This is a genomic window from Bacillus sp. EB106-08-02-XG196, assembly GCF_013396335.1.
Lineage (GTDB): Bacteria > Bacillota > Bacilli > Bacillales > Cytobacillaceae > Neobacillus.
The window spans coordinates 137,867-160,785 of sequence record NZ_JABWSY010000010.1 but is presented as its reverse complement, the minus strand read 5'-3'; the positions used below and the strand labels follow the sequence as shown (position 1 = coordinate 160,785).

24 protein-coding genes are annotated in these 22,919 nt (G+C 38.1%); 14 read left to right on the top strand and 10 right to left on the bottom strand.

Annotation, left to right across the window (positions count from 1 at the left end):
• Positions 1-117 precede the first annotated feature (117 nt).
• Genes MLOOGBEN_RS16930 through MLOOGBEN_RS16915 form a run of 4 tightly spaced genes read left to right on the top strand, consistent with a single transcriptional unit; the run spans position 118 to position 4,170 of the window.
• Entirely contained in the window at positions 118-1,446 is a 1,329-nt protein-coding gene (locus MLOOGBEN_RS16930; RefSeq protein WP_179159446.1) for a UDP-glucose dehydrogenase family protein, read from the top strand.
• Positions 1,447-1,464: 18 nt separating this feature from the next.
• On the top strand, positions 1,465-1,992 hold the full coding sequence (locus tag MLOOGBEN_RS16925; protein WP_179159445.1) for a phosphatase PAP2 family protein: 528 nt from the start codon (positions 1,465-1,467) through the stop codon (positions 1,990-1,992).
• A 33-nt stretch (positions 1,993-2,025) separates the two neighbouring features.
• Complete coding sequence (locus MLOOGBEN_RS16920; protein WP_179159444.1) at positions 2,026-3,168, top strand: glycosyltransferase family 4 protein; 1,143 nt, start codon at positions 2,026-2,028, stop codon at positions 3,166-3,168.
• An 18-nt stretch (positions 3,169-3,186) separates the two neighbouring features.
• Positions 3,187-4,170: a metal-dependent hydrolase gene (locus MLOOGBEN_RS16915; RefSeq protein ID WP_179159443.1), complete on the top strand. Its 984-nt coding sequence runs from the start codon at positions 3,187-3,189 to the stop codon at positions 4,168-4,170.
• 43 nt (positions 4,171-4,213) lie between these two features.
• On the opposite strand, the gene MLOOGBEN_RS16910 is transcribed toward MLOOGBEN_RS16915, so the two are convergent.
• Positions 4,214-5,311 carry a cytochrome-c peroxidase gene (locus MLOOGBEN_RS16910; protein ID WP_179159442.1) on the bottom strand — a complete coding sequence of 366 codons (1,098 nt, stop codon included), beginning with the start codon at positions 5,309-5,311 and terminating at the stop codon, positions 4,214-4,216.
• A gap of 238 nt (positions 5,312-5,549) precedes the next feature.
• On the opposite strand from MLOOGBEN_RS16910, the gene MLOOGBEN_RS16905 reads away from it, so the two are divergent.
• The 6 genes from MLOOGBEN_RS16905 to MLOOGBEN_RS16880 all read left to right on the top strand — a co-directional run bounded on the left by MLOOGBEN_RS16905 (position 5,550) and on the right by MLOOGBEN_RS16880 (position 10,496).
• Positions 5,550-6,818, top strand: coding sequence for a right-handed parallel beta-helix repeat-containing protein (locus tag MLOOGBEN_RS16905; protein ID WP_218781220.1), 1,269 nt, complete (start codon positions 5,550-5,552; stop codon positions 6,816-6,818).
• Positions 6,815-7,351 carry a nitrous oxide reductase accessory protein NosL gene (locus tag MLOOGBEN_RS16900; RefSeq protein ID WP_179159440.1) on the top strand — a complete coding sequence of 179 codons (537 nt, stop codon included), beginning with the start codon at positions 6,815-6,817 and terminating at the stop codon, positions 7,349-7,351. Before MLOOGBEN_RS16905 ends, MLOOGBEN_RS16900 begins: the two co-directional genes overlap by 4 nt.
• Before the next feature lie 83 nt (positions 7,352-7,434).
• A complete protein-coding gene (locus MLOOGBEN_RS16895; RefSeq protein ID WP_179159439.1) occupies positions 7,435-8,247 on the top strand; it encodes an ABC transporter permease in 813 nt (270 codons plus the stop codon).
• Positions 8,244-8,951: an ABC transporter ATP-binding protein gene (locus MLOOGBEN_RS16890; RefSeq protein WP_179159438.1), complete on the top strand. Its 708-nt coding sequence runs from the start codon at positions 8,244-8,246 to the stop codon at positions 8,949-8,951. Before MLOOGBEN_RS16895 ends, MLOOGBEN_RS16890 begins: the two co-directional genes overlap by 4 nt.
• Positions 8,952-9,058: 107 nt before the next feature.
• Positions 9,059-9,850 (top strand): sensor histidine kinase, encoded by a 792-nt coding sequence (locus tag MLOOGBEN_RS16885; protein ID WP_179159437.1) that lies wholly within the window; start codon positions 9,059-9,061, stop codon positions 9,848-9,850.
• A gap of 1 nt (position 9,851) precedes the next feature.
• Entirely contained in the window at positions 9,852-10,496 is a 645-nt protein-coding gene (locus MLOOGBEN_RS16880; RefSeq protein ID WP_179159436.1) for a response regulator, read from the top strand.
• A gap of 114 nt (positions 10,497-10,610) precedes the next feature.
• Here MLOOGBEN_RS16880 and MLOOGBEN_RS16875 read toward each other — a convergent pair whose 3' ends face one another.
• A complete protein-coding gene (locus MLOOGBEN_RS16875) occupies positions 10,611-11,948 on the bottom strand; it encodes an alkaline phosphatase (RefSeq protein WP_179159435.1) in 1,338 nt (445 codons plus the stop codon).
• A gap of 202 nt (positions 11,949-12,150) precedes the next feature.
• Between MLOOGBEN_RS16875 and MLOOGBEN_RS16870 the strand changes: the two genes are divergently transcribed.
• From MLOOGBEN_RS16870 to MLOOGBEN_RS16860, 3 genes are all read left to right on the top strand, one after another.
• Positions 12,151-13,656, top strand: a complete 1,506-nt coding sequence (locus MLOOGBEN_RS16870) for a sodium-dependent transporter (RefSeq protein ID WP_179159434.1) — start codon at positions 12,151-12,153, stop codon at positions 13,654-13,656.
• Position 13,657: 1 nt separating this feature from the next.
• Positions 13,658-13,777: a methionine/alanine import family NSS transporter small subunit gene (locus tag MLOOGBEN_RS16865; protein ID WP_179159433.1), complete on the top strand. Its 120-nt coding sequence runs from the start codon at positions 13,658-13,660 to the stop codon at positions 13,775-13,777.
• Between the two features lie 439 nt (positions 13,778-14,216).
• Positions 14,217-14,705: a hypothetical protein gene (locus MLOOGBEN_RS16860; RefSeq protein WP_179159432.1), complete on the top strand. Its 489-nt coding sequence runs from the start codon at positions 14,217-14,219 to the stop codon at positions 14,703-14,705.
• Between the two features lie 66 nt (positions 14,706-14,771).
• Here the strand turns inward: MLOOGBEN_RS16860 and MLOOGBEN_RS16855 are convergent, their stop codons facing one another.
• Genes MLOOGBEN_RS16855 through MLOOGBEN_RS16835 form a run of 5 tightly spaced genes read right to left on the bottom strand, consistent with a single transcriptional unit; the run spans position 14,772 to position 18,747 of the window.
• A complete protein-coding gene (locus MLOOGBEN_RS16855) occupies positions 14,772-15,077 on the bottom strand; it encodes an antibiotic biosynthesis monooxygenase family protein (protein WP_179159431.1) in 306 nt (101 codons plus the stop codon).
• 51 nt (positions 15,078-15,128) lie between these two features.
• Entirely contained in the window at positions 15,129-16,076 is a 948-nt protein-coding gene (locus MLOOGBEN_RS16850; RefSeq protein WP_179159430.1) for a siderophore ABC transporter substrate-binding protein, read from the bottom strand.
• Positions 16,077-16,095: 19 nt separating this feature from the next.
• Positions 16,096-16,857: an iron ABC transporter ATP-binding protein gene (locus tag MLOOGBEN_RS16845; protein ID WP_179159429.1), complete on the bottom strand. Its 762-nt coding sequence runs from the start codon at positions 16,855-16,857 to the stop codon at positions 16,096-16,098.
• The gene (locus MLOOGBEN_RS16840; protein ID WP_179159428.1) at positions 16,854-17,804 is read right to left on the bottom strand and encodes an iron chelate uptake ABC transporter family permease subunit; all 951 of its coding nucleotides are present in this window, start codon (positions 17,802-17,804) and stop codon (positions 16,854-16,856) included. Before MLOOGBEN_RS16840 ends, MLOOGBEN_RS16845 begins: the two co-directional genes overlap by 4 nt.
• Positions 17,797-18,747, bottom strand: a complete 951-nt coding sequence (locus MLOOGBEN_RS16835) for an ABC transporter permease (protein WP_179159427.1) — start codon at positions 18,745-18,747, stop codon at positions 17,797-17,799. The genes MLOOGBEN_RS16840 and MLOOGBEN_RS16835 overlap by 8 nt, the downstream gene beginning before the upstream one ends.
• Positions 18,748-19,150: 403 nt before the next feature.
• Between MLOOGBEN_RS16835 and MLOOGBEN_RS16825 the strand changes: the two genes are divergently transcribed.
• Positions 19,151-19,621 (top strand): redoxin domain-containing protein, encoded by a 471-nt coding sequence (locus MLOOGBEN_RS16825; protein ID WP_256989134.1) that lies wholly within the window; start codon positions 19,151-19,153, stop codon positions 19,619-19,621.
• A 45-nt stretch (positions 19,622-19,666) separates the two neighbouring features.
• Here the strand turns inward: MLOOGBEN_RS16825 and galU are convergent, their stop codons facing one another.
• From galU to MLOOGBEN_RS16810, 3 genes are all read right to left on the bottom strand, one after another.
• The gene (gene galU / locus MLOOGBEN_RS16820; protein WP_179159425.1) at positions 19,667-20,539 is read right to left on the bottom strand and encodes a UTP--glucose-1-phosphate uridylyltransferase GalU; all 873 of its coding nucleotides are present in this window, start codon (positions 20,537-20,539) and stop codon (positions 19,667-19,669) included.
• 85 nt (positions 20,540-20,624) lie between these two features.
• Positions 20,625-21,776, bottom strand: a complete 1,152-nt coding sequence (locus MLOOGBEN_RS16815) for a glycosyltransferase family 4 protein (protein ID WP_179159424.1) — start codon at positions 21,774-21,776, stop codon at positions 20,625-20,627.
• 69 nt (positions 21,777-21,845) lie between these two features.
• On the bottom strand, positions 21,846-22,910 hold the full coding sequence (locus tag MLOOGBEN_RS16810; protein WP_179159423.1) for a glycosyltransferase: 1,065 nt from the start codon (positions 22,908-22,910) through the stop codon (positions 21,846-21,848).
• Positions 22,911-22,919 lie beyond the last annotated feature (9 nt).

Below are 22,919 nucleotides of genomic sequence, written 5' to 3'. Positions count from 1 at the left end.
AAGCGCTAGGTCCCTTCATACTATACAAAGTCTTTACACTCTCTTAACACTAGGTTAAGAAAGAATTCAAATTTTTCAGATAAAATAGAACAAACCACTACTATTTGGAGGGATATGATGAAGATTACAGTTGCAGGAGCAGGAAATGTCGGGTTAGTTACAGCAGTTTGTTTTGCTGAATCTGGACATCAAGTAACCTGTTTAGACACTCAAAAAGAGAAAATAGAAATGCTCGAAAAAGGACACATCCCTTTCTTTGAACCTGGACTGGAACCTTTATTAGAAAAGAACCTCTCGAACGGTCAACTCTGTTTTACTACGAACCAAAACCAAGCATACGCAGAGGCCGATATCATTTTTATTGCAGTTGGTACTCCTGAAAAGAGAGATGGTGCAGTTGATTTATCTTATATTTACGGGGCTGTTTATACCATTGCTAACTCAATAAAGAAAGACGTAATTGTATGTACTAAAAGCACCGTCCCCGTTGGAACAAACGATATGATCAAGCAAATTTTTAAACAGCGCAAGCCTCGTCACCTCATGGTTGATGTTGTATCCAATCCTGAATTTCTTCGCGAGGGTTCAGCGGTAATGGATTTCTTTTTAGGGGATCGAATCGTAATTGGCGCTGATAATCCTGAAGCAGCATCAATCATGGAACAGCTCTACCTTCCATCAAAGATTCCGATACTTTTCACAGATATTCGGAGTGCAGAGATGATTAAATATGCTTCCAATGCCTTTCTTGCAACAAAGATAAGCTTTATTAATGAAATTGCCAATCTTTGCGAAAAAGTGGGGGCAAATATTGAGGAAGTTTCTTACGGAATGGGAATGGATAAACGAATTGGGAATTCCAATCTTCAGGCCGGAATTGGCTATGGTGGTTCATGTTTTCCAAAGGACACGAAAGCGCTCGTTCAGCTGGCAGGCAATGTCCATCATCCCTTTGAATTGCTGCAGTCCGTCATTAAGGTCAATCAGTATCAGCACTCCCTTCTAGTGTCGAAGGCAAAAGAAATAGTCGGATCACTAAAAGGGAAAAAGGCAGCCTTGCTTGGTCTTGCTTTTAAACCAGAAACTGACGATATCCGAGAAGCTGTTTCCTTAACAATTATTAAGGAATTACTCGATGAAGGCACAATGATTACTGCTTATGACCCGATGGCAATTCCCAAAGCACATAAGCTTATAGGAGATTCAATTAAATACACTACGAATATTCGGCAAGCACTTAAAGATGCCGACTTTGCTGTCATTGCAACAGAATGGGACCAAATAAAGCACCTTCCATTGGATGCTTACGCTTCCTATATGAAGGAACCGATTGTTTTCGATGGCCGAAATTGCTATTCCCTTAAAGATATAGAGCGGTACCCGATTACCTACGTCTCGATTGGCAGACCAACTATTGTAAATGTAAATTCTACCCCACTACATTAATTAAAGGGAGACACAGTCATGATGAGAAAAATTCAAACCTTATATCAATTTGAATGCAAAGTTTTTCAACAGATTAATAGCCATTTTGATAAAAGGATCATGAATCTCTTTTTCCGTACGATAACTCAAATTGGCGGTGCTCTCTTTATCAGTGTAACAACATTGTTACTCGTCATCTTTTCATCAAATCAAACTAGACTTACAGCCATTTCAAGTGCTGCCGCCTTAGCTCTAAGTCATATACCTGTTCAACTGGTTAAAAAGCTTTTCCCGCGAAAAAGGCCCTATCTACAAATCGAAACAACAAAAATCTTACCTAATCCTTTGAAAGATCATTCTTTTCCATCAGGTCATACAACAGCTGTTTTCTCGGTTATTGTTCCCTTTATGATTCAAATACCCTCATTAGCTGCTATTCTCTTTCCTTTAGGGCTATCTGTAGGGATTTCGAGAATCTATTTAGGGCTTCATTATCCTTCGGACGTTATTGCAGGGGGGATTCTAGGAGCGTGCTTCGGAAGTCTCTGTTTTTATTTCATATATTAGAAATGATTCGATTTAACAACAGGAGGGGCTAATATGAAAATTGCTATTTTCACAGATACCTTTTATCCGGAAGTAAACGGGGTTGCAAATACACTCAAAAAATTTACTGACTATCTTGAAACTCAAGATATTTCCTATAAGGTTTTTGCTCCTATTTCCGTTTCAAATGAATATATTTCAGACCATATTCACCGATTAAAAAGCCTGCCCTTTTTCCTTTATCCTGAATGTAGATTAGCTTTTCCTAACATCCTGCAGCTTAAGGCAGAGATTGAGCAATTTTCTCCAGATCTGATTCATGTCGCAACTCCTTTCACTGTTGGTCTTTCCGGTGTATATTTTGCTAAGAAATTAAATATTCCCCTTGTCGGCTCCTATCATACCGACTTCAATGACTATTTACACTTTTATGACCTGCAATTCCTAGCTAAACCTCTTTGGAAATATATGAAATGGTTTCATCGTTCTTTTGAAAAACTCTTTGTACCTTCAATGGATAGTTTTGAAAAACTAAATAACCGAGGTTTCAGGAATCTAGAAATCTGGCCAAGAGGTGTAGATTGCCAATTCTACCATCCATTTTATGAGAAAGAGATTATTCGCAATCGATATGCCATTTCTGAAAAATTCATCCTTACTTATGTTGGCAGACTGGCGCCAGAAAAGGATTTAAAAACGCTCATGAAAGTCGCTGGTTCTTTACCTCCTGAAATAAATGATCAAGTACATTGGCTCATTGCAGGGGATGGCCCGCTTCTCGACGAGCTCAAAATGTCTGATGTTCCAAATATGACCTTTACCGGCTATTTGAAAGGCGTTGAATTAGCCGAGGCCTATTCAGCAACAGACTTATTTGTTTTCCCCTCTCCCACTGAAACCTTTGGAAATGTTGTTCTTGAAGCTCTTGCAAGCGGGACACCTGTAATTGGGGCGAATGCGGGCGGAGTGAAAAATATTATTTCGACAGGCGTTACTGGATACTTGTGCGAACCGGGGAATGCAGAGGATTTTATCATTAATATCATTCACTTGTTAGACAATGAATCTTTACGTGTTCAAATGGCGGGCAATGCTAGGAAGTATGCACTTACACAAAAATGGGATCAGATTTTTGAAGACGTTATACACCAATATTCTAGTGTTATCAATGAAACCGCAAAAAAAATATATGCTTGAAGCTAAGGAGGAAGGGTAATGGATACATTTTCTCACATTATTATTGGCTTCGGCCTTGGCGCTCTTGCTCAAATTGACCCTGTGGTTTCAAACAATAGTGCCTTATCGACCGCCGTCCTCATCGGAACTGTAGTCGGTTCTAACGCACCTGATTTTGACTTTATGTATCGATTGAAGGGGAAAAGCAGTTATTTAAAAAATCATCGGGGGTGGTCACACTCACTGCCAGCCATCCCTATATGGAGCATGCTTACTACTTCAGCCATTTTGCCATTCCTCCAAGTCAGCTCTATTTCACACTTATTCTTATGGGTCCTGCTTGCCGTTATTTTACATGTTCTTTTAGATTTGTTTAATGTAAATGGTACACAGGCATTACGCCCATTTTCTACAAAATGGCTATCCTTAGATTTCCTCCCATTAGTTGATCCATATATCATTATGCTCCATGTCCTTGGATTTAGTTTGCTTCCTTTTTTTGATACAGGGAGAGTCTTTTCTTTCGTTTATTTAGGAATTGTCCTTTACCTTTTCATTCGGATGATATCTACTCACTATACGAAATGGAAGCTTAAACAGCATTTTCAAAATGCACTTCAGATAAAAATGATTCCTAAAACAGCTGCTTTCCACTGGAATATTATGATTGAAACCAGTCAAGACTTTTTATTCGGGTCTTACTCGAAGGGAGGCTTATGGATAGAGCATACCTTTTTAAAGAAAATAGACTACCCTGGTTTGGTTTTAAACAGCAGCATGGATCAGCAGGTTGACAGCTTCCTTAGGAGCACCCATTTTGCCTACCCTTTTGTTCAAAAAAGAAAAAACGGCTATTTTATTTACTGGAAAGACCTTCGTTTTCGGTCCAAGAAATTTTTTCCGAAGCTTGCAATCACGTTCATATCTTTAGATGATAAAAACCAAGTTTCCTATACTGGCAAACTAACCTCTATTAAACACTATAAAAAGGTCATTAAAAAGTTGGAAACATCCATAAAATAAATGCCTGAGCCCCTAGCTTATAGGGGCTCAGGCATTTATTACTTTACGGAAGCTCTGGTTTTGCATATATCGGCGGCTCTCCACCTAAGGTTTTTAGAAAAGCCAATAAATCTGCTTTCTCTTGGTCTGTTAAGCCAATAGGACTCATAAATTTTTGGATAAAAAAGCTCTTATTAGGGTGGTCATCGCCGCCACGGTCATAGTAATCAATTACTTCTTCAAGTGTAGTAAGACTGCCATCCCGCATGTATGGAGCAGTATGAGTTATTCCATATAATCCAGGCGTACGAATTCGGCCTAAATCCCCTTCCTGCTCTGTAACCGCTTTTCGGCCTTCGTCTTCAGTATTGAGTCCGATATTGTAAAAATTGTTATCAGATAGGTTGGGGCCATTGTGGCAGGTCACACAAAAGGCTTTTCCTGTGAACAATCGGAGTCCTCTGATCTCTTGTTTCGTTAATGCCTCTGTTTCCCCTTCCAGGAACCTGTCGTAAGGAGTATCGTTTACAACAATTTGCCTTTGGAAAGCAGCAAGGGCTTTTGCAATATTTTGTTCTGTTACTCCTTCATTAAATGCCGCTTGGAAACGTTCTCGATAGCCTTTTATGGCTGATAATTCTTTAATAAGTTCATCAATCGGCTGGTTCATTTCATCAGGATTTTGAATCGGTCCCAGTGCTTGCTCCTCTAGAGAAGCCGCTCGGCCATCCCAAAAGTTGGACGTGTAATAACCGGAATTAATGACAGTTGGGCTGTTCCTTTCACCATTACCACCTGTATATTTATCAAAAGTCGGTTTTGCGTCGCCATAACCCAAATTTGGGTCATGACAAGTAGCACAGCTAACCTGATTATTCCCTGAAAGTCTCGGATCAAAAAATAACGCTCGACCAAGTTCAAGCACTTCCGGCTTCATTGGATTTTCCTCAGGAATCGGTATATCTCCTATAGGTACAAGTGTCGTATGATTACGAAGGCTGTCTAGAAGCTCCCTTGGAGTAACCTCACTGTTTTGTGCTGCCTCCTGGTTCTCTGATTGAAGATTTGTCGGAGCCTTTACCTTCTCCTTCTCTCCACATGCCGACAATCCAATACATATTAATAAAGTAAAAACTGCGCCCTTCACTATCCTTCTTTTCATATTAGAGTGCTCCTCTGGTTTATTTATCTTATCACCATTATAAAATTGGTTTTAATAAAAAAGAGCACCCGAATGTGAAGAAATTAGCAAACAATTTCTGATATTTTTTTGTTCAAAAAAAGTTCATATTCATAGGAATTATAGCCCCAAAGGGTCATATGAAATAATGGTGATTTTAACTAATTTAGTAGTATAAAGGTCTTTCTCAGGAAGGAATTTTTTTATTATGAAGGTTATTATGTCGTTTTTTATTATTTTTGGTTTGATGTCTTTACTAAATAGCAGGGAGGTTTTTGCTGATCAGACACTTCAATCAAGAATTGATTCAACTATGGAAGGCGGTACTCTTTATTTGAAAAAGGGAGTTTACCACGAACCGATCGTTCTAGATAAGCCCATTGTACTAGTTGGCGAAAAGGGAGCCACTTTCCAATCCTGTTCCACCAAGCCAATGATTACTGTAACTGGTCAAGACGTAAGCCTTATAGGGATTGCAATAGTGAGCTGTCCTAAAGACGAAAGCCCCGCAGCTATCTTAGTCAGCGGTCAAAATCATTTACTTGAGGATTTAACAATCGTAACTCCAATACGAGGAATCCAGTTCGATAATACAAAAAAATCGATGGTGCGAAATATAACGATCTCGGGGCAAGGCAGTGAAAATGGGGTTGACTTGTGGCAATCAAATTCTAATAGATTTGAACGTATTCAAATGAAACATGTCGAAGACGGATTCTATATGGAAAATAGCCACCACAACACCTTTATAGAAAATACGGTTCAGAATTCAAGATACGGATTTCACATTATGTTTTCAAATTATATAACTATTAGAGATAACATTTCTAGGAAAAATTTTACAGGTGCAATGATTATGGGCACCAAAGGTTCCCTCATTGAGGCAAATAAATTAACGGATAATAACCAGAATGTGAATGCACAGGGACTTCTACTCTATGATATTCATGAATCTGCCATTCGCAAAAATTCCATATCAACGAATCGAGTTGGAATGTATATGGAGGATTCAAACAACAATGAAATCGTCAGCAACAATTTTACTGCCAACTTTGTCGGAGCCCAAATAACCAAAATTGAAAATAATCGAATCACAAACAATTCCTTTTCTAGCAATGTAAATGAGATACAAGCAAAAGAAGAGACCCATAATATCATCGAAAATAACTACTGGGATGCAGCTTTGAAGCTTGATACTGATGGGGATAGGTTAAGTAACCTTCCATACCGGGCCGATCCATATTTTCTTAATCTATCAAAGGATGTTCCGGCTTATCAACTATTTTTTCAACACCCTGGAATGTTATTGCTGCAAAAAATGTTAAAGAGTCCGGAAAGTGTCCTTGTAGAGGATAATAGCCCTTTAATGAAGAACAATATCCATTTTGATATCAAACAGGAAACTAGCCGTTCTATCGCATGGATGATCAGTATGTTCATGATTATTAGTAGTCTACTATTTATCTATTTAGGGAGGAAAAAAATATGAACCGCTATATCTTAAAAATAATTCTAATTACAATCCTTGCATTATTGATGATCACCGGCTGTGGAAAAAAAGAAATAAACCCTGTGGCTATTCATGAAGAAACGGCTAAATGTGAAATTTGCAATATGCAGGTAAAAGATAACCAATTTGCTACTGAAATTATCCTTAAAAACGGGAAAGCAATCGTCTTTGATGATATTGGTTGTATGAATCAATGGATGAAGGAAAACGAGAATGAAAAAGTTGATGCCAAGTTTGTAAGAGATTATTCCACAAGTGAGTGGATTGAAATGGAAAATGCCACTTATGTGTATGGTAAAGCCATCAAAACCCCAATGGCCTACAATATAATCTCTTTTACAACCAAAGATGATGCGCAAAATTTCATTGTTGAAAATGAAGGCAGCCTATTAACCTATACCGACTTAGAGAAGCATTCATGGGAAAAAAATAAAGAAATGATGGAAGAAATGAAAAAAATGAAAATGGATGGCCATAGTGAAAAGGAAGATACGAAAGCTAGTGCTCACTAAGAGTCTACCCAAAGGCATCAAGAAGATGAAGTCAAAAAGGCAGTCAATCAAGATTGTCTTTTTACTTGAAAGGAAGTCAACCTATGCGAAATTTATGGTTCTCTGAATGGAAAACAATGACACGGCAACGCTCTTATTATTCTTTTTTACTCCTTTGGTGTTCAGTATTTTCACTCCTCTTTTTGCTAGAAGGGACAAATGATAGTATTTCTGGCTTTACCAATATTACAGGGACCATTGTAAATATTATTTTATATTTACTCCCCCTATTTATGATGATTATCAGCTCTTTTTCCATTACAAATGAATTTGAAAACGGACAATGGGCTTTATTATGTACCTATCCTATTAGTATTCCTACTTATTTATTCGGAAAATTTATTGGCTTGTTTACTGCACAAACAGTTGTGTTCACACTTAGTTATGGAATCAGTATGGCAATTGGTTTGGCGGCAGGAATCGAGCTATCAATAAAGTGGCTGCTTGGCATCCATCTATTTTCACTGCTTCTCATCTTTACTTTTCTCCTTCTAGGCATCTTTCTCGGTACCTTAGCTCGAACAAGATGGAAAGCATTAACGTTAACGGTAGCCATCTGGTTTTTTCTAATAATGATTTGGCCCACAGCACTTATTGCGGTGTTAGGTTTGGTCCCTTACACGATGATTGATGCGTTAATGAAGCCTGCGATGGTCTTAAATCCTTCTGAGTTTCTACGTATTTTTCTAATCATTAAGTGGGACAGCGGGGCGATATTTGGTCAATCCTATGATTCTATTGTTCAACTCATTCAATCTAATGCCAGCTGGTTCATTCTTTTGGTTTATCTACTTTGTTACCTTATCTTATTATTAACACTATCATTCTTCATTTTGAGAAGGAGACTGGTGCAATGACTAATCGCCTAGAAATTAAAAGTGCTTCAAAGGTTTTTAAAAAGAAAATTGCCCTTCACCCCTTCTCATTGAAAGTAGCAGCCGGGGAATGCATTGCCCTTTGTGGAGGAAATGGCGCTGGGAAAAGCACATTACTCCATATCCTTGCCGGCATTTCTTCTCCAGGTGAGGGCACAGTCATCATCGAAGATGTAGATTTGCTTAAAAATAGAAAAAGATATGTATCCCTAATTGGGTATATGCCAGATGAATTTTATGCCCAAGAGACCCTGACCGTACAGGAGTTTTTATGTTTTTATGGGTCTTTCAGAAATATTCCGCAAACCCGTATAATGGAAGTGATTCGAATTCTTGGGCTGGAAGAAAAAAAACACGAAATGGTCAAGCACTTATCCAAAGGGATGCGGCAGAGGCTGCTGTTTGGACAGGCATGGGCAGCGACACCCGCTGTTTTGATTCTCGATGAACCAACTAATGGTCTAGACCCTTATTGGATTGATGTTTTTATTACGCTTCTAAAAGATATTAAAAATAGCGGCTCAACCATTATTTTTTCAACTCATATGATGGATGTTGCCTCAGAGGTGGCGGACCGTGTTTTATTTATGGAAGACGGGAAATTGGTCACAATGCTAAAAAATGACCATATTAACACTAATAAATTCATGGTTGATTTGTTACACTTGTATCGTAAACAGCAATAAGAACGAACTACTGTCAAAAATCCAAGAGCAATCTTGGATTTTTTGTAAGACTCTTTACGAAAACAGCCTATTGTAAAGACTGAACAAGTGAAAAGGGAGCAATAATCATGTCCTATCGTACATTAAAGTTTTTTAGCATTTTTATTCCAACTGTATTAATTGGTGGATTTGAGTTTTTTCGGCATAGTGTACTGCTTCATAATCTTTCAATGACGGCAGGTAACTTTGTGATTACCATCCTAACCCTTATCATTTCTTATATCTTTTCCACTTGGATGTTTCGCACGATTGACTTGAAAAACCAACGGATTACAAAGGAACGAGAAATGCACGCTATTTATGAAGAGAGAGAAAGACTGGCAAAGGAATTACATGATAGCATTGCCCAAACCCTTTTTTTACTTAAGGTACATTTAAAAAAAGGAAAAATAGACGAAGCTGGAGCACTTGTTAATTCGATTGACACGCATTTACGTCAAGCAATTTTCAATTTACGTATCAGTCCAAGCGAACATGTTTCTTTTTCAAAGCGGATTCAGAATTGGCTTGAAGATTGGAGTATTGTGTCAGGGATTGATATACTCACTGATATTTCTATTAAGGATTCTCTCTTCACTCCTGCTGACGAAGTGCAATTATTTGGAATTATCCAAGAGGCATTTACAAACATTCGAAAGCATTCAGAGGCATTTAGGGTGAATTTCACTTTGCAAACAAGTGATTCACATTGGGAAATGATAATAGAAGATAATGGGAAGGGATTCAATATTACCGAACTACAGTCAAATAAATATGGAATTTCCATGGTAAAGGAACGGTCAGAGCGATTAGAGGCTTCTTTAGAAATCACTTCAGAAGAGAAACTTGGAACAAAAATAATTTTGAAAGGAGAAAAGTAAGGTGACAAATCCATTTCGTATCTTAATTGCGGATGACCATCCCCACGCACGTCTAGCCATTAGTGAAATGCTTGAGGATGACCCCTATTTCAAAATCGTCGGTCAGGCAAAAAATGGAAGAGAAGTAATCGAACTAAGTCAGCGATTGATTCCTGATATTATTTTAATGGATATTGAAATGCCGATTTTAAATGGGTTAGAGGCTACAAAAATTATTAAAGAGACCTCCCCTTTCATAAAAGTCATTATGTTAAGTGTCTCAGATAATGTTGCTGATTTATTTACCGCTATTCAATATGGCGCACAAGGGTATCTGCTCAAAAATATGGATCCAGATGAATGGCTCCAATATCTTCACTCGGTAGTCGACGGTTCCATCGAAACAACTCGGGGAATGGCAGGAAAACTGCTCTATCAGTTTAGAGAAAAAGACCTGCAGCATTCTCAAACTTTAAAAGCATTAACACCTAGAGAAAAGGAAATCCTGCTTTTAATTTCGGAAGGCTTGACCAACAAACAAATCGGGCAACACCTTTTTATTGCAGAAAACACAGTAAAAAACCATATAAAAAAACTACTAGAAAAACTAGAACTAGAAAACCGTGTACAACTCGCAGCCTATTCAATCAAACACACAAAAGCATAACGAATTATCCCCTTTTGTCCTCCTAGGCGGGAAGTGTTCACCTAGGGTAGACACTGTCCACGGACGGTGCCTGTCACCGAGTAAAATCGCTCGGTGACAGGCACCAAAAATACTTCATTTAAGAATGTCAAAGATGATTTTGGCGTGGTCGGTGTTGTCGATTTGCCCTTTGAAGCGTTCACTTCCTGGTCCGTAGGCATAGACGTTTACGTCTTCGCCTGTGTGTCCTTTCGTTGTCCAGCCTGTGTTGGAACGGGTATTGATAATTTCTTCTATTGCATTGTCGATGGTTCTAATTTTGTGGGTTCTGGCCGCAGTCTGAATTGAATTAATTTCTTTAGTTGTTAAAGGAAAGTCGATATATTTCGTTAACGTATCTTTCACATTTGCACCCTTAGCTATTTTCATAGCTATATAATCTGGTGTCCGCTTCACTGCTTTTACCACTGAACTAAACCAATTATATTGTCCCCCGGCACCTATCGTGTATCCCCCTGTTGAATGGTCTGCTGTTGCAATCACCAATGTATGTCCATCCTTTTTCGCAAAGTCAATGGCAACCCTAAACGCCTTCTCGAAGTCTTCCATCTCACTCATTACTCCCACGATATCATTGTCATGTGCAGCCCAATCAATCTGACTTCCTTCCACCATCAGAAAAAAGCCGTTATCGATTTTATTTAGCCGTTCGAGTGCCGAGGCAGTCATATTTGCTAGGGAAGGAACGTCGTTAGGTCGATCTATCATTTTTGGAAGCCCGCCTTTGGCAAACAACCCTAACACCTGAGTACTATGGTCCTCTTTCATCTCATTAAGGTTAGATACATAGCTGTAGCCGTCTTTAACAAACTCATCAACTAAGTTTCTATCGCTGCGGATAAACCAATCAGCCCCTCCGCCCAATAAAACATCTATTTTATGATCACCGTTTACTCGATCTTGAAAATAATCATCAGCTATCGCACTCATGTTTTTCCGCTGAGTAACATGTGCCCCAAAAGCTGCAGGCGTGCCGTGGGTAATTTGGGCAGTGGCAACGAGTCCTGTTCCTTTCCCTTTTTCCTTAGCTGCTTCAAGAACTGATTTTAATTTCGAGTGATCATTTCCAATTCCAATTGCCCCGTTATAGGTCTTTATACCAGTTGCCATCGCTGTTGCCGAAGCAGCAGAATCCGTCACATTATGCCTTGGGTCATTTGGAAAGGTCGTCTGTTGACCAACAAGGTACTGGCCAAACTCTGTTGATTCAAGTTCTATGGTGGCCGGATTATCCTTTAAGTAACGATACCCTGAAGTGAAGGAAACCCCCATGCCATCACCAATTAGAAAAATAATATTTTTAATATTCCCATTCCCATCATTCACAGTGGCTTCACAGTTTCCTCTAGTACTTGTCAACATAATAGATAAACTGATTGCCAATGTAAAAATCCCCTTAGCCAACAGTTTCATAAGTCAATTCCCTCCAAATAAATGAAATGTATTTATTATGGTTAGATGCTATTAAAATTATCCTTTAAATACTCTTTTCGACAAAATTTTTAATAAATTATTTGACATTCCGAAAAATAATAGGTATATTAATATAACAAAATAGTTATCTGAATTTTTACAAAACATAGAATAGATAGATTTAACCTTGGGGGTTTATAAAATGGAAAAACGTCAGCAATGGGGTTCAAGATACGGTTTTATTATGGCAGCAGTAGGTTCCGCAGTTGGTTTAGGGAATATCTGGAGGTTTCCAGCAGTAGCATATGAAAATGGCGGGGGAGCATTTTTTCTACCATATTTATTCGCAATCTTAACAGCCGGAATTCCCATCTTAATACTCGAATTCACTCTTGGTCATAAATATAGAGGTTCAGCACCTCTCTCACTCTTCCGCTTAAATAAAAAAGCAGAATGGCTTGGATGGTGGCAGCTGTTAATCTCTTTTGTAATCTGTACGTATTATGCTGTCATCGTTGCTTGGGCAGTTAAATATACAATTTTTTCCTTTGGTACTCAATGGGGCTCCGACCCTGGCAGTTTCTTATTCGGTGATGTATTGAAACTTGCTGAAAAACCTGGTCAAATCGGTGGTTTAGTTCCAGGCGTAGTGATTCCATTGCTATTCATTTGGGCAGTTACAATTTTTGTCCTATATCGTGGGGTTTCAAAAGGAATTGAAAAGCTTAATAAAATATTCCTTCCTACTTTAATCGTTATGTTTTTAATCATCGTTGTTCGCGCTTTAACACTAGAAGGCGCAGTTCAAGGTTTAGACGCCTTTTTTAAACCAAACTGGGATATGATTTTTAATGGTAAGGTATGGATTGCAGCTTACGGACAAATCTTCTTCTCATTATCCATTGGATTTGCCATCATGATTACCTATTCTAGTTACCTGCCAAAAAAATCAGATATTAATAATAATGCATTCATTACCGCTTTTGCCAATTCAGGATTTGAATTACTTGCTGGTATTGGGGTATTCGCTGCTCTTGGCTTTATGGCTAATCAACAAGGAGTGGCAGTCGACGAAGTAGTAAGCAGTGGAATTGGACTGGCGTTTGTTGTCTTCCCAAGTATCATTAACGAATTCCCAGGAATGAATGGATTCTTTGGAGTATTGTTCTTCTTATCTCTTGTATTTGCTGGAATGACATCGTTGATTTCAATTGTAGAAACGTTTGTGGCGGGTATTCAAGAGAAATTCAATGTTTCTCGTACAAAAGCAGTTTTAACAAGCGGCCTAGCAGCAACAATAATTTCTTTACTATTTGCAACAAACGGCGGATTATACTTCCTAGATGTTGTAGATTATTTCATCAATAACTTCGGGGTTGTTACTGCAGGATTGGTAGAGGTAGTTTTAATTGCTTGGTTCTTCAAAGGGCTTGGCGGCTTGCAATCTCATGCAAATGCCATTTCTGACTTACGCGTAGGAGCATGGTGGAAGATTTGCTTAAGCGTCGTAACACCAATCGTTCTTGGGTATATGATGTTTGACAACATCCGTCAGAACCTTAAGGAAAATTATGAAGGCTATCCTACAGACCTAATCATGTATGCAGGGTTACTAGTAGTAGTGATTAGTATTGTTGGAGGAATCCTCCTCTCACTAAAAGGCTGGAAAACCACTACAAAGTCAGAACTTGAAAAGGAGGGTGCTTAACATGTCAGCAAGTGCACTCACAATGATGATTGTCGGTATGGTCATACTCTGGGGCGGTTTAGCAGCCAGCCTCTTTAACGTAGTAAGAGTATCAAGAAAAGCAGCTAAAAACTCTCAATAATAAAAAGGATTGGGCGCCAGATTTGGACCCAATCCTTTTTTTGAGTTAGGTGTCCGCCTGAGGTGGACAGTGTCCACGGGCGGTGCCTGTCACCATTATTGTATCACCATCATTGACTCTAGTTATTTAATAAGGCAGTTTTTGCATACTTTGATGGTTTGGTTTGTTTCTGTTTTATGTGGATATAACAGCTTTATTCTTGTCCTTCCACACAAAGGACATGTCCCTCGGCCTCTCGATGGCAGGTAGTTTATTGTCTTTCCTCTGTTTCTCTTTGCCATTTCATTCATCCCACTCCATAATTATTCTTGTTTCTTTATCTAATGATGGACTTGCATAAAGATTGTTAGGCATTCAATTGTTTTTAAAAATTATTCCGATTTTGTTCATACATAGTGGACTTCCATTTGTTCATATAATGGTCGATGGGGGTGGGGTTATGCTAAAAAAGCGAGTGTTGGCTGTGTTGGTATTTAGTTTCTTTCTTGTTTTGGCTGGTTGCGGCGGTCCTGTTCAGGATGACATTTTGAATTATATAAATGAGGAGATGAAGACGGCACAGGAACTGGAGGATAAGGCTGTTTCTGCTTATGAGGGTGTTGCCGGGGTCAATTATAAGGATGATCAAACCATGTATGATGCCGTAGTAAACGTGGTCATTCCCAACTATACTAAATTAATTACTGAACTTGAGGATGTACCAATTGAAACAGATGAACTTAAAGAGATTCATGACCTTTACCTTTCCGGAGCTAAGCTTCAATTAAGTGCCTTTGAGAAAATTATTGAAGCACTCGAGAAACAAGATTCAAATTTGATTGATGAAGCCAATCAACTTCTAGAAGAAGGACGCCTGCAAATCGAAGACTACAATGATCAGCTAGATGAACTGGCAATAGAGCATAACGTAGAAATTGAAAAGGAATAAATAATAGAGGCTGACACGTTGAGATCACACCAAGTGATCATTCGCGTCAGCCTCTCTCTATTAAACTTATCCTTTTACATAATAAAGATCATGACTGGATTCAACAAGATACTCAGGCTTCTCTGCCTTTGGCTTCGACTTATGAGCGGCGATATGCTCTGGACTCTTCTCCCAATTTTTCCAATCCTCTTCAGATTCCCATTGAACCATAACCATAACTTCCTCTTCGCCGCGGCGAACCTTTTTCACTAAAATCTGTTTTCCAATGTATCCAGGTCGCTGAGCCATCAGACCGCCCCGATTTGCAAAGTTCTCGACTACCTGCTCACTAAATCCTTCTTTTACAACAATTCTTCTAACTTGATAAAACATAAACGATCCCTCCCTATAAATAAAGCCAGGCAGGAAACCTGGCTTGTAATCTTATAATGCAGCTTCGATTTCTTCAGCCATAAGTTTTACAGATTGTAATCCGCCGCCGCTTAAATACCAAGCGTCTGGATCTAGGTAAATGATTTTATCTTCTTGGAAGGCTGTTGTCTTTTTAACAAGTTCATTTTCGATTACTTTTTCGGCACCAGCTTCGCCGCCTACTGCTGTGTTACGGTCGATGACAAACAATACGTCTGGATTTGTCTCCATAATGTATTCCATTGTAATGCTTTGGCCATGGGTGGATACTTCAATTTTCTCATCTGCTGCTCCAAAACCAAACACGTCATGAATGACACCAAAACGTGAGCTTGGTCCATAAGCACTAACTTTTCCTTCATTTGCTAAAACAATTAATCCTTTTTTATCAAGTGCAGAAGCTTTTTTATTTACCTCTTTAACGCTTGCTTTGATCTCTTCTACAGAGTTTGCTACTTCATCCTTCTTGTCAAAAATTTCACCGACAAGGTTCATGTTTTTCTCAAATGACTCCAAGTATTTTGTATAATCTAATTCCACATAAACAGTTGGAGCAATTTCTGCGAACTGTTCGTATAACTCAGCTTGGCGAGTAGTGATGAAAATAACATCCGGCTGAATCGTATGAATTGCTTCAAAATCAGGCTCTTTTAAGCTGCCAACGTTCGTATATCCTTCACCAGCGTATTTTTCTAAGTATGCAGGGACAGATGCTTGTGGAACTCCAGTTACTTCGACACCTAATTCATCCAAAGTGTCTAAAATTCCAAAGTCAAATACAACTACTTTTTCTGGATTTTTGTCAATTTCTACTTCACCATACTTATGTTCAATCGTCATTTTCTCAGTCGCAGCTTGTTTTGCATCGGCTGTTTCTGTTTTGCTTTCTTCCTTAGACCCACATGCTGCTAATAATAATATCATTGAAACCATTAATGCTAAAAAACTCCACTTTTTCATTCCTAAATCTCTCCTTTAATTAAGCGCTAAAATAAACACAAATTCTGCAGCCATCCATTTTCTGAATGGGAATATCCATATCGTAAATCTCTTTTAATGCGGCTGAGTCAATAATTTCTTCTGTAGGTCCATCTTTCACAACCTTACCATCCTTCATCGCGACAATACGATCGGAGTAAACAGACGCAAAGTTGATATCATGAAGCACGATGACAACGGTTTTACCAAGCTCATCAACCAGACGGCGCAGTATTTTCATAATTTGAACGGAATGCTTCATATCTAAATTGTTCAATGGTTCATCAAGCAGAATGTACTCCGTATCCTGTGCAATAACCATCGCGATAAACGCGCGCTGCCTTTGACCTCCAGATAATTCATCTAAAAAACTGTCCTGCATTTCGGTTAGGTGCATATATTCAAGCGATTGATCAACCATCCGTTCGTCTTCATCCGTCAACCGACCCTTCGAATAAGGAAAGCGTCCGAAGGATACTAGTTCACGAATCGTCAAGCGAACATTCATGTAATTTGACTGTTTTAAAATGGATACCTTCTTAGCAAAATCATTAGATTTCATCTTTTTCACATCAGCTTTGTCGATAAGCACTTCACCTGTATCTGAATCAAGAAGACGGCTTACCATTGATAGTAACGTCGATTTACCTGCTCCATTGGGACCAATAAAACTCGTAATTTTTCGCGGCTGAATATCAACGGTTACATCCTCAACAACCGACTTTTTACCATATAACTTTGACAAAGCTCGGACTTGTATCATGCAGCTTTCCTCTCCTTTAACAGTAAATAGATGAAGTACACTCCACCGATAAAGTTAATAATGACACTTAACGTTGTCGAAAAAGTAAAGACTCTTTCAACCACCCATTGCCCGCCAACAAGGGCGATGATGCTCATGAGAATCGCACCCGTTATTAGTACCGTGTGTTTGTAGGTTTTGAAAAATTGATAGGACAAATTGGCAACAATTAAGCCAAAAAAAGTAATCGGTCCTACTAATCCAGTCGAGATTGATATAAAAACTGACACAATCACTAGCATTTTTTTGACAATTGAATCATAAGGAACTCCTAAATTAATGGCAGTATCACGACCTAAGGATAATACGTCTAAATACGTTAAAAAGCGCCATGCATAGATCATTACAAGACAGACAATTGCAATGGCCAGCCAGACTAAGTCTGAATTGATATTATTAAAACTCGCAAACATTTTGTCTTGAACAATCTGAAATTCATTTGGGTCGATTAATACCTGAAAAAAGGTAGAAATACTTGAGAAAAATGTCCCGACAATGATTCCCACTAGTAATAAAAAGTAGATTGGCTGATTGCCCTTTTTAAATAGAAACTTATATAAAATGAGTGCAAATACAATCATTACAGCAACAGAGAGTAAAAAATTCACTTGCTTATTAACAATCATCATGTGGCCGGAGCCTAAAAAGAAGATAATCAATGTTTGTAACAGCATATAAAGTGAATCTAGCCCCATTATGCTCGGTGTTAAGATTTTATTATGGGTAATGGTTTGAAAAACAACTGTTGCATAGGCAATCGTGACACCTGTTAAAACCATTGCCAGCACTTTTATCGTTCGTTTTGGCAGGGCGTATCCAAAGCTGCCATTTAAATCATGAAATAAATAGATGGCACAAGCTCCCGCAGCGATCAATGCGAGTATAGCCAATTTTATTGAGTTACGCATAGGCCTTCCTCCGGAACAGTAAGTATAAGAAAATTGCGCTTCCGATTACACCAACCATGAGACTGATCGAAATCTCATATGGATAAATGAGCACCCGGCCCAATATATCGCAAATCAGAAGGAAAATAGCTCCTAGGAGTGCCGTATGCGGCAATGTTTTTTGCAAATGGTCGCCTTTAAAAATCGATATGATATTCGGAATAATCAAGCCTAAAAACGGAATAATCCCCACTGTCAAAACAACCGTAGTGGTCACCAGTGCAACCAGTATCAGACCGATATTTACAATCCGGCGATAGGCAAGCCCAAGATTTTTTGAAAAATCCTCACCCATACCAGCAACAGTGAAGCGATTAGCATAGAAATAAGCAATGATTAAGATTGGAAGACTTATGTAAAGGAGTTCATATCTGCCCTTCATAATCATCGAAAAATCCCCCTGAAGCCAAGCAGACATATTTTGAATGACGTCAGCACGATACGCGAAAAAGGTTGTTACAGAGGACAAAATATTCCCAAACATCAACCCAACAAGCGGGATGAAAATAGCATCCTTAAACTTAATTCGGTCAAGAATCTGCATAAACAAAAATGTACCAACAAGTGCGAAAGCAAAGGCTACTGCCATTTTTTCCAGCATGGTTGCATTTGCAAACAACAGCATGGAAACAAGGATACCAAGACGAGTTGCGTCTAGCGTTCCCGCTGTCGTCGGTGAGACAAATTTGTTTCGGCTAAGCTGCTGCATGATCAAACCTGCAATACTCATTCCAGCTCCTGCAAGCAGGATTGCTACTAGCCTTGGCAATCGGCTGATAAGGAAAATCTGGGTCTCCTCAGATTGGACATCTAACAAGTCCAATGGTGATATACTGCTAACCCCAACAAACAAGGAAACAGCAGATAAGAGTATTAATCCTAGTAGTAAATATCTTTTCTTCATCATGGCAGTCCCCAACATTTCTATTATTCTCTCATTCTCATTCTAATTGAGAATAATTATCACTCGAAAACAAAAATAAATGAGACTGAAAATCATTATCAATGTTTTGATTATAAACAGTTAAAATTTTCAAGTCAACAGGTTAGTGAGAACTATTTTCACTGATTTCTGAATAATTTGTGACATAAATATGGTGTTAACCTCGTAAATCTCAATGGGATGAAGTTTTGTGATTACAAAGTAAGCGGATTTTCAAGACTTTGTAACTAGCTGGGCCCAATTTGGAAGCCAGGCTATATCCTATATGAAAGATGTCATAAAAAGACATCTTTTTTTGTCTAATTCATGCTAAAAATGGAAACCCTACCGAAGATGTAATGTTTCAAAAAGAGGAGGAGTTTTCTTGGAAGCAACCTTAAAGGTTGGGGATACAGCCCCTGATTTTTCACTGCCTGCAACAACAAAGGACCCGCTTGCACTCTCAGATTATAGAGGAAAACAGAATCTGGTCGTTGCTTTTTATGGAATGGATTTTACTCCAGGCTGAATTAAAGAAATCGCCTCTTGGAAAGAGGACTACAAAAGATTTGAACAGTTAGGTGCAGAAGTAATTGGAATCAGTGCCGATCATATTCACTCGCACCGAGTTTTTGCCGCCAGTATGGGGACATTGCCTTATCCTTTAGCATCCGATTGGCGCAGGCAGACCATCAAAGACTATAAGGTGTTTAATGAAAAAGGTGAAGTCGCCATCCGCTCGGTCTTTGTTGTCGATAAAGATGGTATCATTACCTATATAAACACCTCCTTTAAAGCAGACAAGAAAGAAGATTATGAAGCTGTTTTCTCTGAACTTGAAAAATTAACTAATTAACTTAAGCGAAACATCTCCCGATTTGAATTCGAGAGATGTTTTCTATTATTTACTATTTATTTTATCCTTCATAAATTTTAATAAATCTTCCATTAATTCTTCTTTCCTAAGTGCAAATTCAATAATTGTTTGAATGTACCCAAGTTTTTCTCCGACGTCAAATCTTTCCCCTTCAAATTCATAAGCAAATACCCGTTGTATTTTATTCAATTTTTGAATCGCATCTGTAAGTTGAATTTCCCCACCGGCACCAATTTCTTGGTTTTCCAAAAACATAAAAATTTCTGGTGTAAAAACATACCTGCCAATAATCGCTAAATTTGATGGAGCGGTACCTAATTTTGGTTTTTCAACAAAATTGTTTACTTGAAAAGATTGGCCTATCTGTTCAAAGGGCTCTATAATCCCATACCTATGTGTCAGGTTGGCCGGAACTTTTTTCACACCAATAACAGAGGAATGTGTACGATTATATTCATTGATTAATTGTTTTAAACAAGGGGTTTCTGCTTGAACAATATCATCACCTAGCAAAACGGCAAATGGTTCATTACCGATAAATTTTCGTGCACACCACACTGCATGCCCCAGCCCTTTTGGTTCCTTTTGTCTTATATAATGTATATCAACCATTCTTGATGGTTCCTTAACTTTTTCTAATAGGTCGAACTTCTCTTTCTTTAATAGGGTTTGTTCTAATTCGAAGGCAGAATCAAAATGGTCTTCAATGGCACGTTTCCCTTTTCCGGTAACGATAAGAATGTCTTCGATTCCAGATTCGATTGCTTCTTCAACTATATATTGAATCATTGGTTTATCTACAATCGGCAACATTTCTTTTGGCATAGCTTTTGTAGCTGGTAAAAATCTTGTTCCGAGTCCAGCTGCCGGGATAATTGCTTTTTTTACCTTATGCATTTTTTGCTCATCCTTTCATTATTTAAAAATAAACCACAGAGTTTATCCGTGGTTTAAAACAATTATACCGTTAATGCACGCAGCTTTATCCAATAGTCTTCTCAATTGCTTGTAATAGTGCCAAACCTGCATGGTCCCAAGAAAATTGAAACATATCCTCTCTTCCCTGATGTCCTTTTTGTTTACAAATATCTGGATTTTCAAATGCATATCTCATCTTTTTCATTAAATCCTTTACATCTGCATCAGCCCATATTTGTGTATCCTCTAGAAATAAGTTGTAATAAAAGTGTGCAATCATTTTATGGCTAACAGTACTATTCCTAGGATGTGTTAATTCATAATCGACAAAAAATGAATTGTTTTCGTTTAGATAATCCATTTGTCCTCCCCAACCCGTAGTAATTACGGGAATTCCGCTTGAAAGAGCTTCCATGAATGGCATTCCGACTCCTTCTGCTCTCGTAGGGAGAACGTATGCATTACTAAGAGTATAAAGGCCTAGATAGTGCATTTCCTCGAGAGTTCCTGTCATAACGTATAGTGGTGCTGTTTCATCTCCAATTCCTAATTTCCTTTTTAATCCAGAAATTTTTTCCAATACCAGACTTTGACTATCTGAATAGGTTTTAATGACTAAAGCTACTTGATCTGATTTATTAAATTCCTTCCAATAAGCCTCTAATAAAGTTTCAGGATTTTTCCGATGCTGGAAATCAAATACCGAGATGAACACAAATTTACCTTCGGTTCCCCTTATTGAAAATTTTTTGTTTTCCGGATTGAATTTTTCTGTATTTACCCCGTGTGCAGCTAGAAAGATTGGAATCTCTACACCACTATTTTCCATTGCCCTGACATTTAAAGAGCATGGAACACACACAGCGTCAAAATTATTGATAATGGACGTCCAATATGAAGGTAATGTTTCAGTCTCCCAAACCGTATTCAAAATGCGTCGTTCGAATTTTACCTCTTCCTCTAACCGAACAATACTAGGAGGTGCATGATAAATTAATATTTTCTTTTTTGAATCATCATAATTTTTCTCTATTAACTGCTCTAGCCTTATTTTTTCATTGCTATCCATATCTTTATACGGCACATTCCATGTATACGTCTCTATTTTTACATCGAAACCTAAGCGGTCTAATGCCAAAGCATATCCCCTGCTAGCTCCACCATAACCGGTAGCATCCATTACCGGTCCTCTCCAGACAATTTGATAGTCTAACATTGAAATCATCCTTTATACTTTATTTCAAATAAGTAAATATTTTTTATCTATGGGGAATTTGTAGAAGAATTAATGAAATAAAGTACGATTAGATAATACACTTGGATGATCTGGACGAAATTCTCCTGCCTTCTCATTATGTTCACAAGACTTTTCAAGATCCCTTATTTCCCAATAACAAACGCATAATTGCAAATGAGGATACCAGGTTGTGTAATCAGGATTTTGAAATCCCCCTGTGTCTGTTTTTTGATTCTCCAAGGCAGAGTGAAACCACTTAGCTGCGGTTTCAAACTCCCTCTTCTCCATGAAAAAATCACCCATTTTGCAACAAAATTCAGGTCTAGGCCAATCAAATTTTAAGCTTTGAAGTAATGAATTCAATTCATTATCCTTCTCTCCTAGTGCTTGATAGCATTCCGCTTTACTATAACAGGCTTTTATTTCGTCTTCGACCCAGCCTTTCTTGGTGCCAAGAAATTTATCATAATATCTAATTGCTTTCCTATATTTTTGATGATCCCTCAATTCATTTGAGTAATAATACAAATCTCTTGGTGTGAACACTTCTCCTTTTTTCAATCGATTCTCATAAATGGTAATGTTCCTGTGTGAAGGGATATTTTGTTTCATATCCCGATTATGGGTGACCGCTATATCTGATTGAACGATATTTCCCGATACCTCCAAATATTCATGTATAGGTCCATGCCATTTAAATTGATTTAAACGTTTAACCAGTCGATTTCTTCTAAAGATGAAATTGGGATTTCCCTTTTCATCAAATCCATAATGATAGAACATGGAAACCGCATCAATAGCTGGATCAAGGTTACTCTTCAAAGCTTTTAATTTGTCAAGATCCTCTTTTTTTAAGGTATCATCTGCATCTAACCACAAAATAAAATCCATTGTTGCATGACTAAATGCAAAATTCCGAGCGGCAGAAAAATCATCAACCCATTTGAAATCAATAATCCGATCTGTAAATTTAGAAGCTATTTCTTTCGTTTTATCGGTTGAGCCTGTATCGACAATGATAATTTCATCACAGGCTTCTTTTACACTGCTCAAACATTGCTCTAAAACTTCCTCTTCATTTTTTACGATCATACAAAGACTTATAGTTTGCACATATTCTCC

Bases quoted from the DNA above. Each gene is read 5' to 3' on its own strand.
- MLOOGBEN_RS16885 (WP_179159437.1), top strand. From the start codon at position 9,059: ATGTCCTATCGTACATTAAAGTTTTTTAGCATTTTTATTCCAACTGTA.
- MLOOGBEN_RS16860 (WP_179159432.1), top strand. From the start codon at position 14,217: ATGCTAAAAAAGCGAGTGTTGGCTGTGTTGGTATTTAGTTTCTTTCTT.
- MLOOGBEN_RS16890 (WP_179159438.1), top strand. From the start codon at position 8,244: ATGACTAATCGCCTAGAAATTAAAAGTGCTTCAAAGGTTTTTAAAAAG.
- MLOOGBEN_RS16920 (WP_179159444.1), top strand. From the start codon at position 2,026: ATGAAAATTGCTATTTTCACAGATACCTTTTATCCGGAAGTAAACGGG.
- MLOOGBEN_RS16905 (WP_218781220.1), top strand. From the start codon at position 5,550: ATGTCGTTTTTTATTATTTTTGGTTTGATGTCTTTACTAAATAGCAGG.
- MLOOGBEN_RS16865 (WP_179159433.1), top strand. From the start codon at position 13,658: ATGTCAGCAAGTGCACTCACAATGATGATTGTCGGTATGGTCATACTC.
- galU (WP_179159425.1), bottom strand. From the start codon at position 20,539: ATGCATAAGGTAAAAAAAGCAATTATCCCGGCAGCTGGACTCGGAACA.
- MLOOGBEN_RS16855 (WP_179159431.1), bottom strand. From the start codon at position 15,077: ATGTTTTATCAAGTTAGAAGAATTGTTGTAAAAGAAGGATTTAGTGAG.
- MLOOGBEN_RS16925 (WP_179159445.1), top strand. From the start codon at position 1,465: ATGATGAGAAAAATTCAAACCTTATATCAATTTGAATGCAAAGTTTTT.
- MLOOGBEN_RS16870 (WP_179159434.1), top strand. From the start codon at position 12,151: ATGGAAAAACGTCAGCAATGGGGTTCAAGATACGGTTTTATTATGGCA.
- MLOOGBEN_RS16840 (WP_179159428.1), bottom strand. From the start codon at position 17,804: ATGCGTAACTCAATAAAATTGGCTATACTCGCATTGATCGCTGCGGGA.
- MLOOGBEN_RS16835 (WP_179159427.1), bottom strand. From the start codon at position 18,747: ATGAAGAAAAGATATTTACTACTAGGATTAATACTCTTATCTGCTGTT.
- MLOOGBEN_RS16875 (WP_179159435.1), bottom strand. From the start codon at position 11,948: ATGAAACTGTTGGCTAAGGGGATTTTTACATTGGCAATCAGTTTATCT.
- MLOOGBEN_RS16915 (WP_179159443.1), top strand. From the start codon at position 3,187: ATGGATACATTTTCTCACATTATTATTGGCTTCGGCCTTGGCGCTCTT.
- MLOOGBEN_RS16910 (WP_179159442.1), bottom strand. From the start codon at position 5,311: ATGAAAAGAAGGATAGTGAAGGGCGCAGTTTTTACTTTATTAATATGT.
- MLOOGBEN_RS16815 (WP_179159424.1), bottom strand. From the start codon at position 21,776: ATGTTAGACTATCAAATTGTCTGGAGAGGACCGGTAATGGATGCTACC.
- MLOOGBEN_RS16845 (WP_179159429.1), bottom strand. From the start codon at position 16,857: ATGATACAAGTCCGAGCTTTGTCAAAGTTATATGGTAAAAAGTCGGTT.
- MLOOGBEN_RS16850 (WP_179159430.1), bottom strand. From the start codon at position 16,076: ATGAAAAAGTGGAGTTTTTTAGCATTAATGGTTTCAATGATATTATTA.
- MLOOGBEN_RS16895 (WP_179159439.1), top strand. From the start codon at position 7,435: ATGCGAAATTTATGGTTCTCTGAATGGAAAACAATGACACGGCAACGC.
- MLOOGBEN_RS16930 (WP_179159446.1), top strand. From the start codon at position 118: ATGAAGATTACAGTTGCAGGAGCAGGAAATGTCGGGTTAGTTACAGCA.
- MLOOGBEN_RS16900 (WP_179159440.1), top strand. From the start codon at position 6,815: ATGAACCGCTATATCTTAAAAATAATTCTAATTACAATCCTTGCATTA.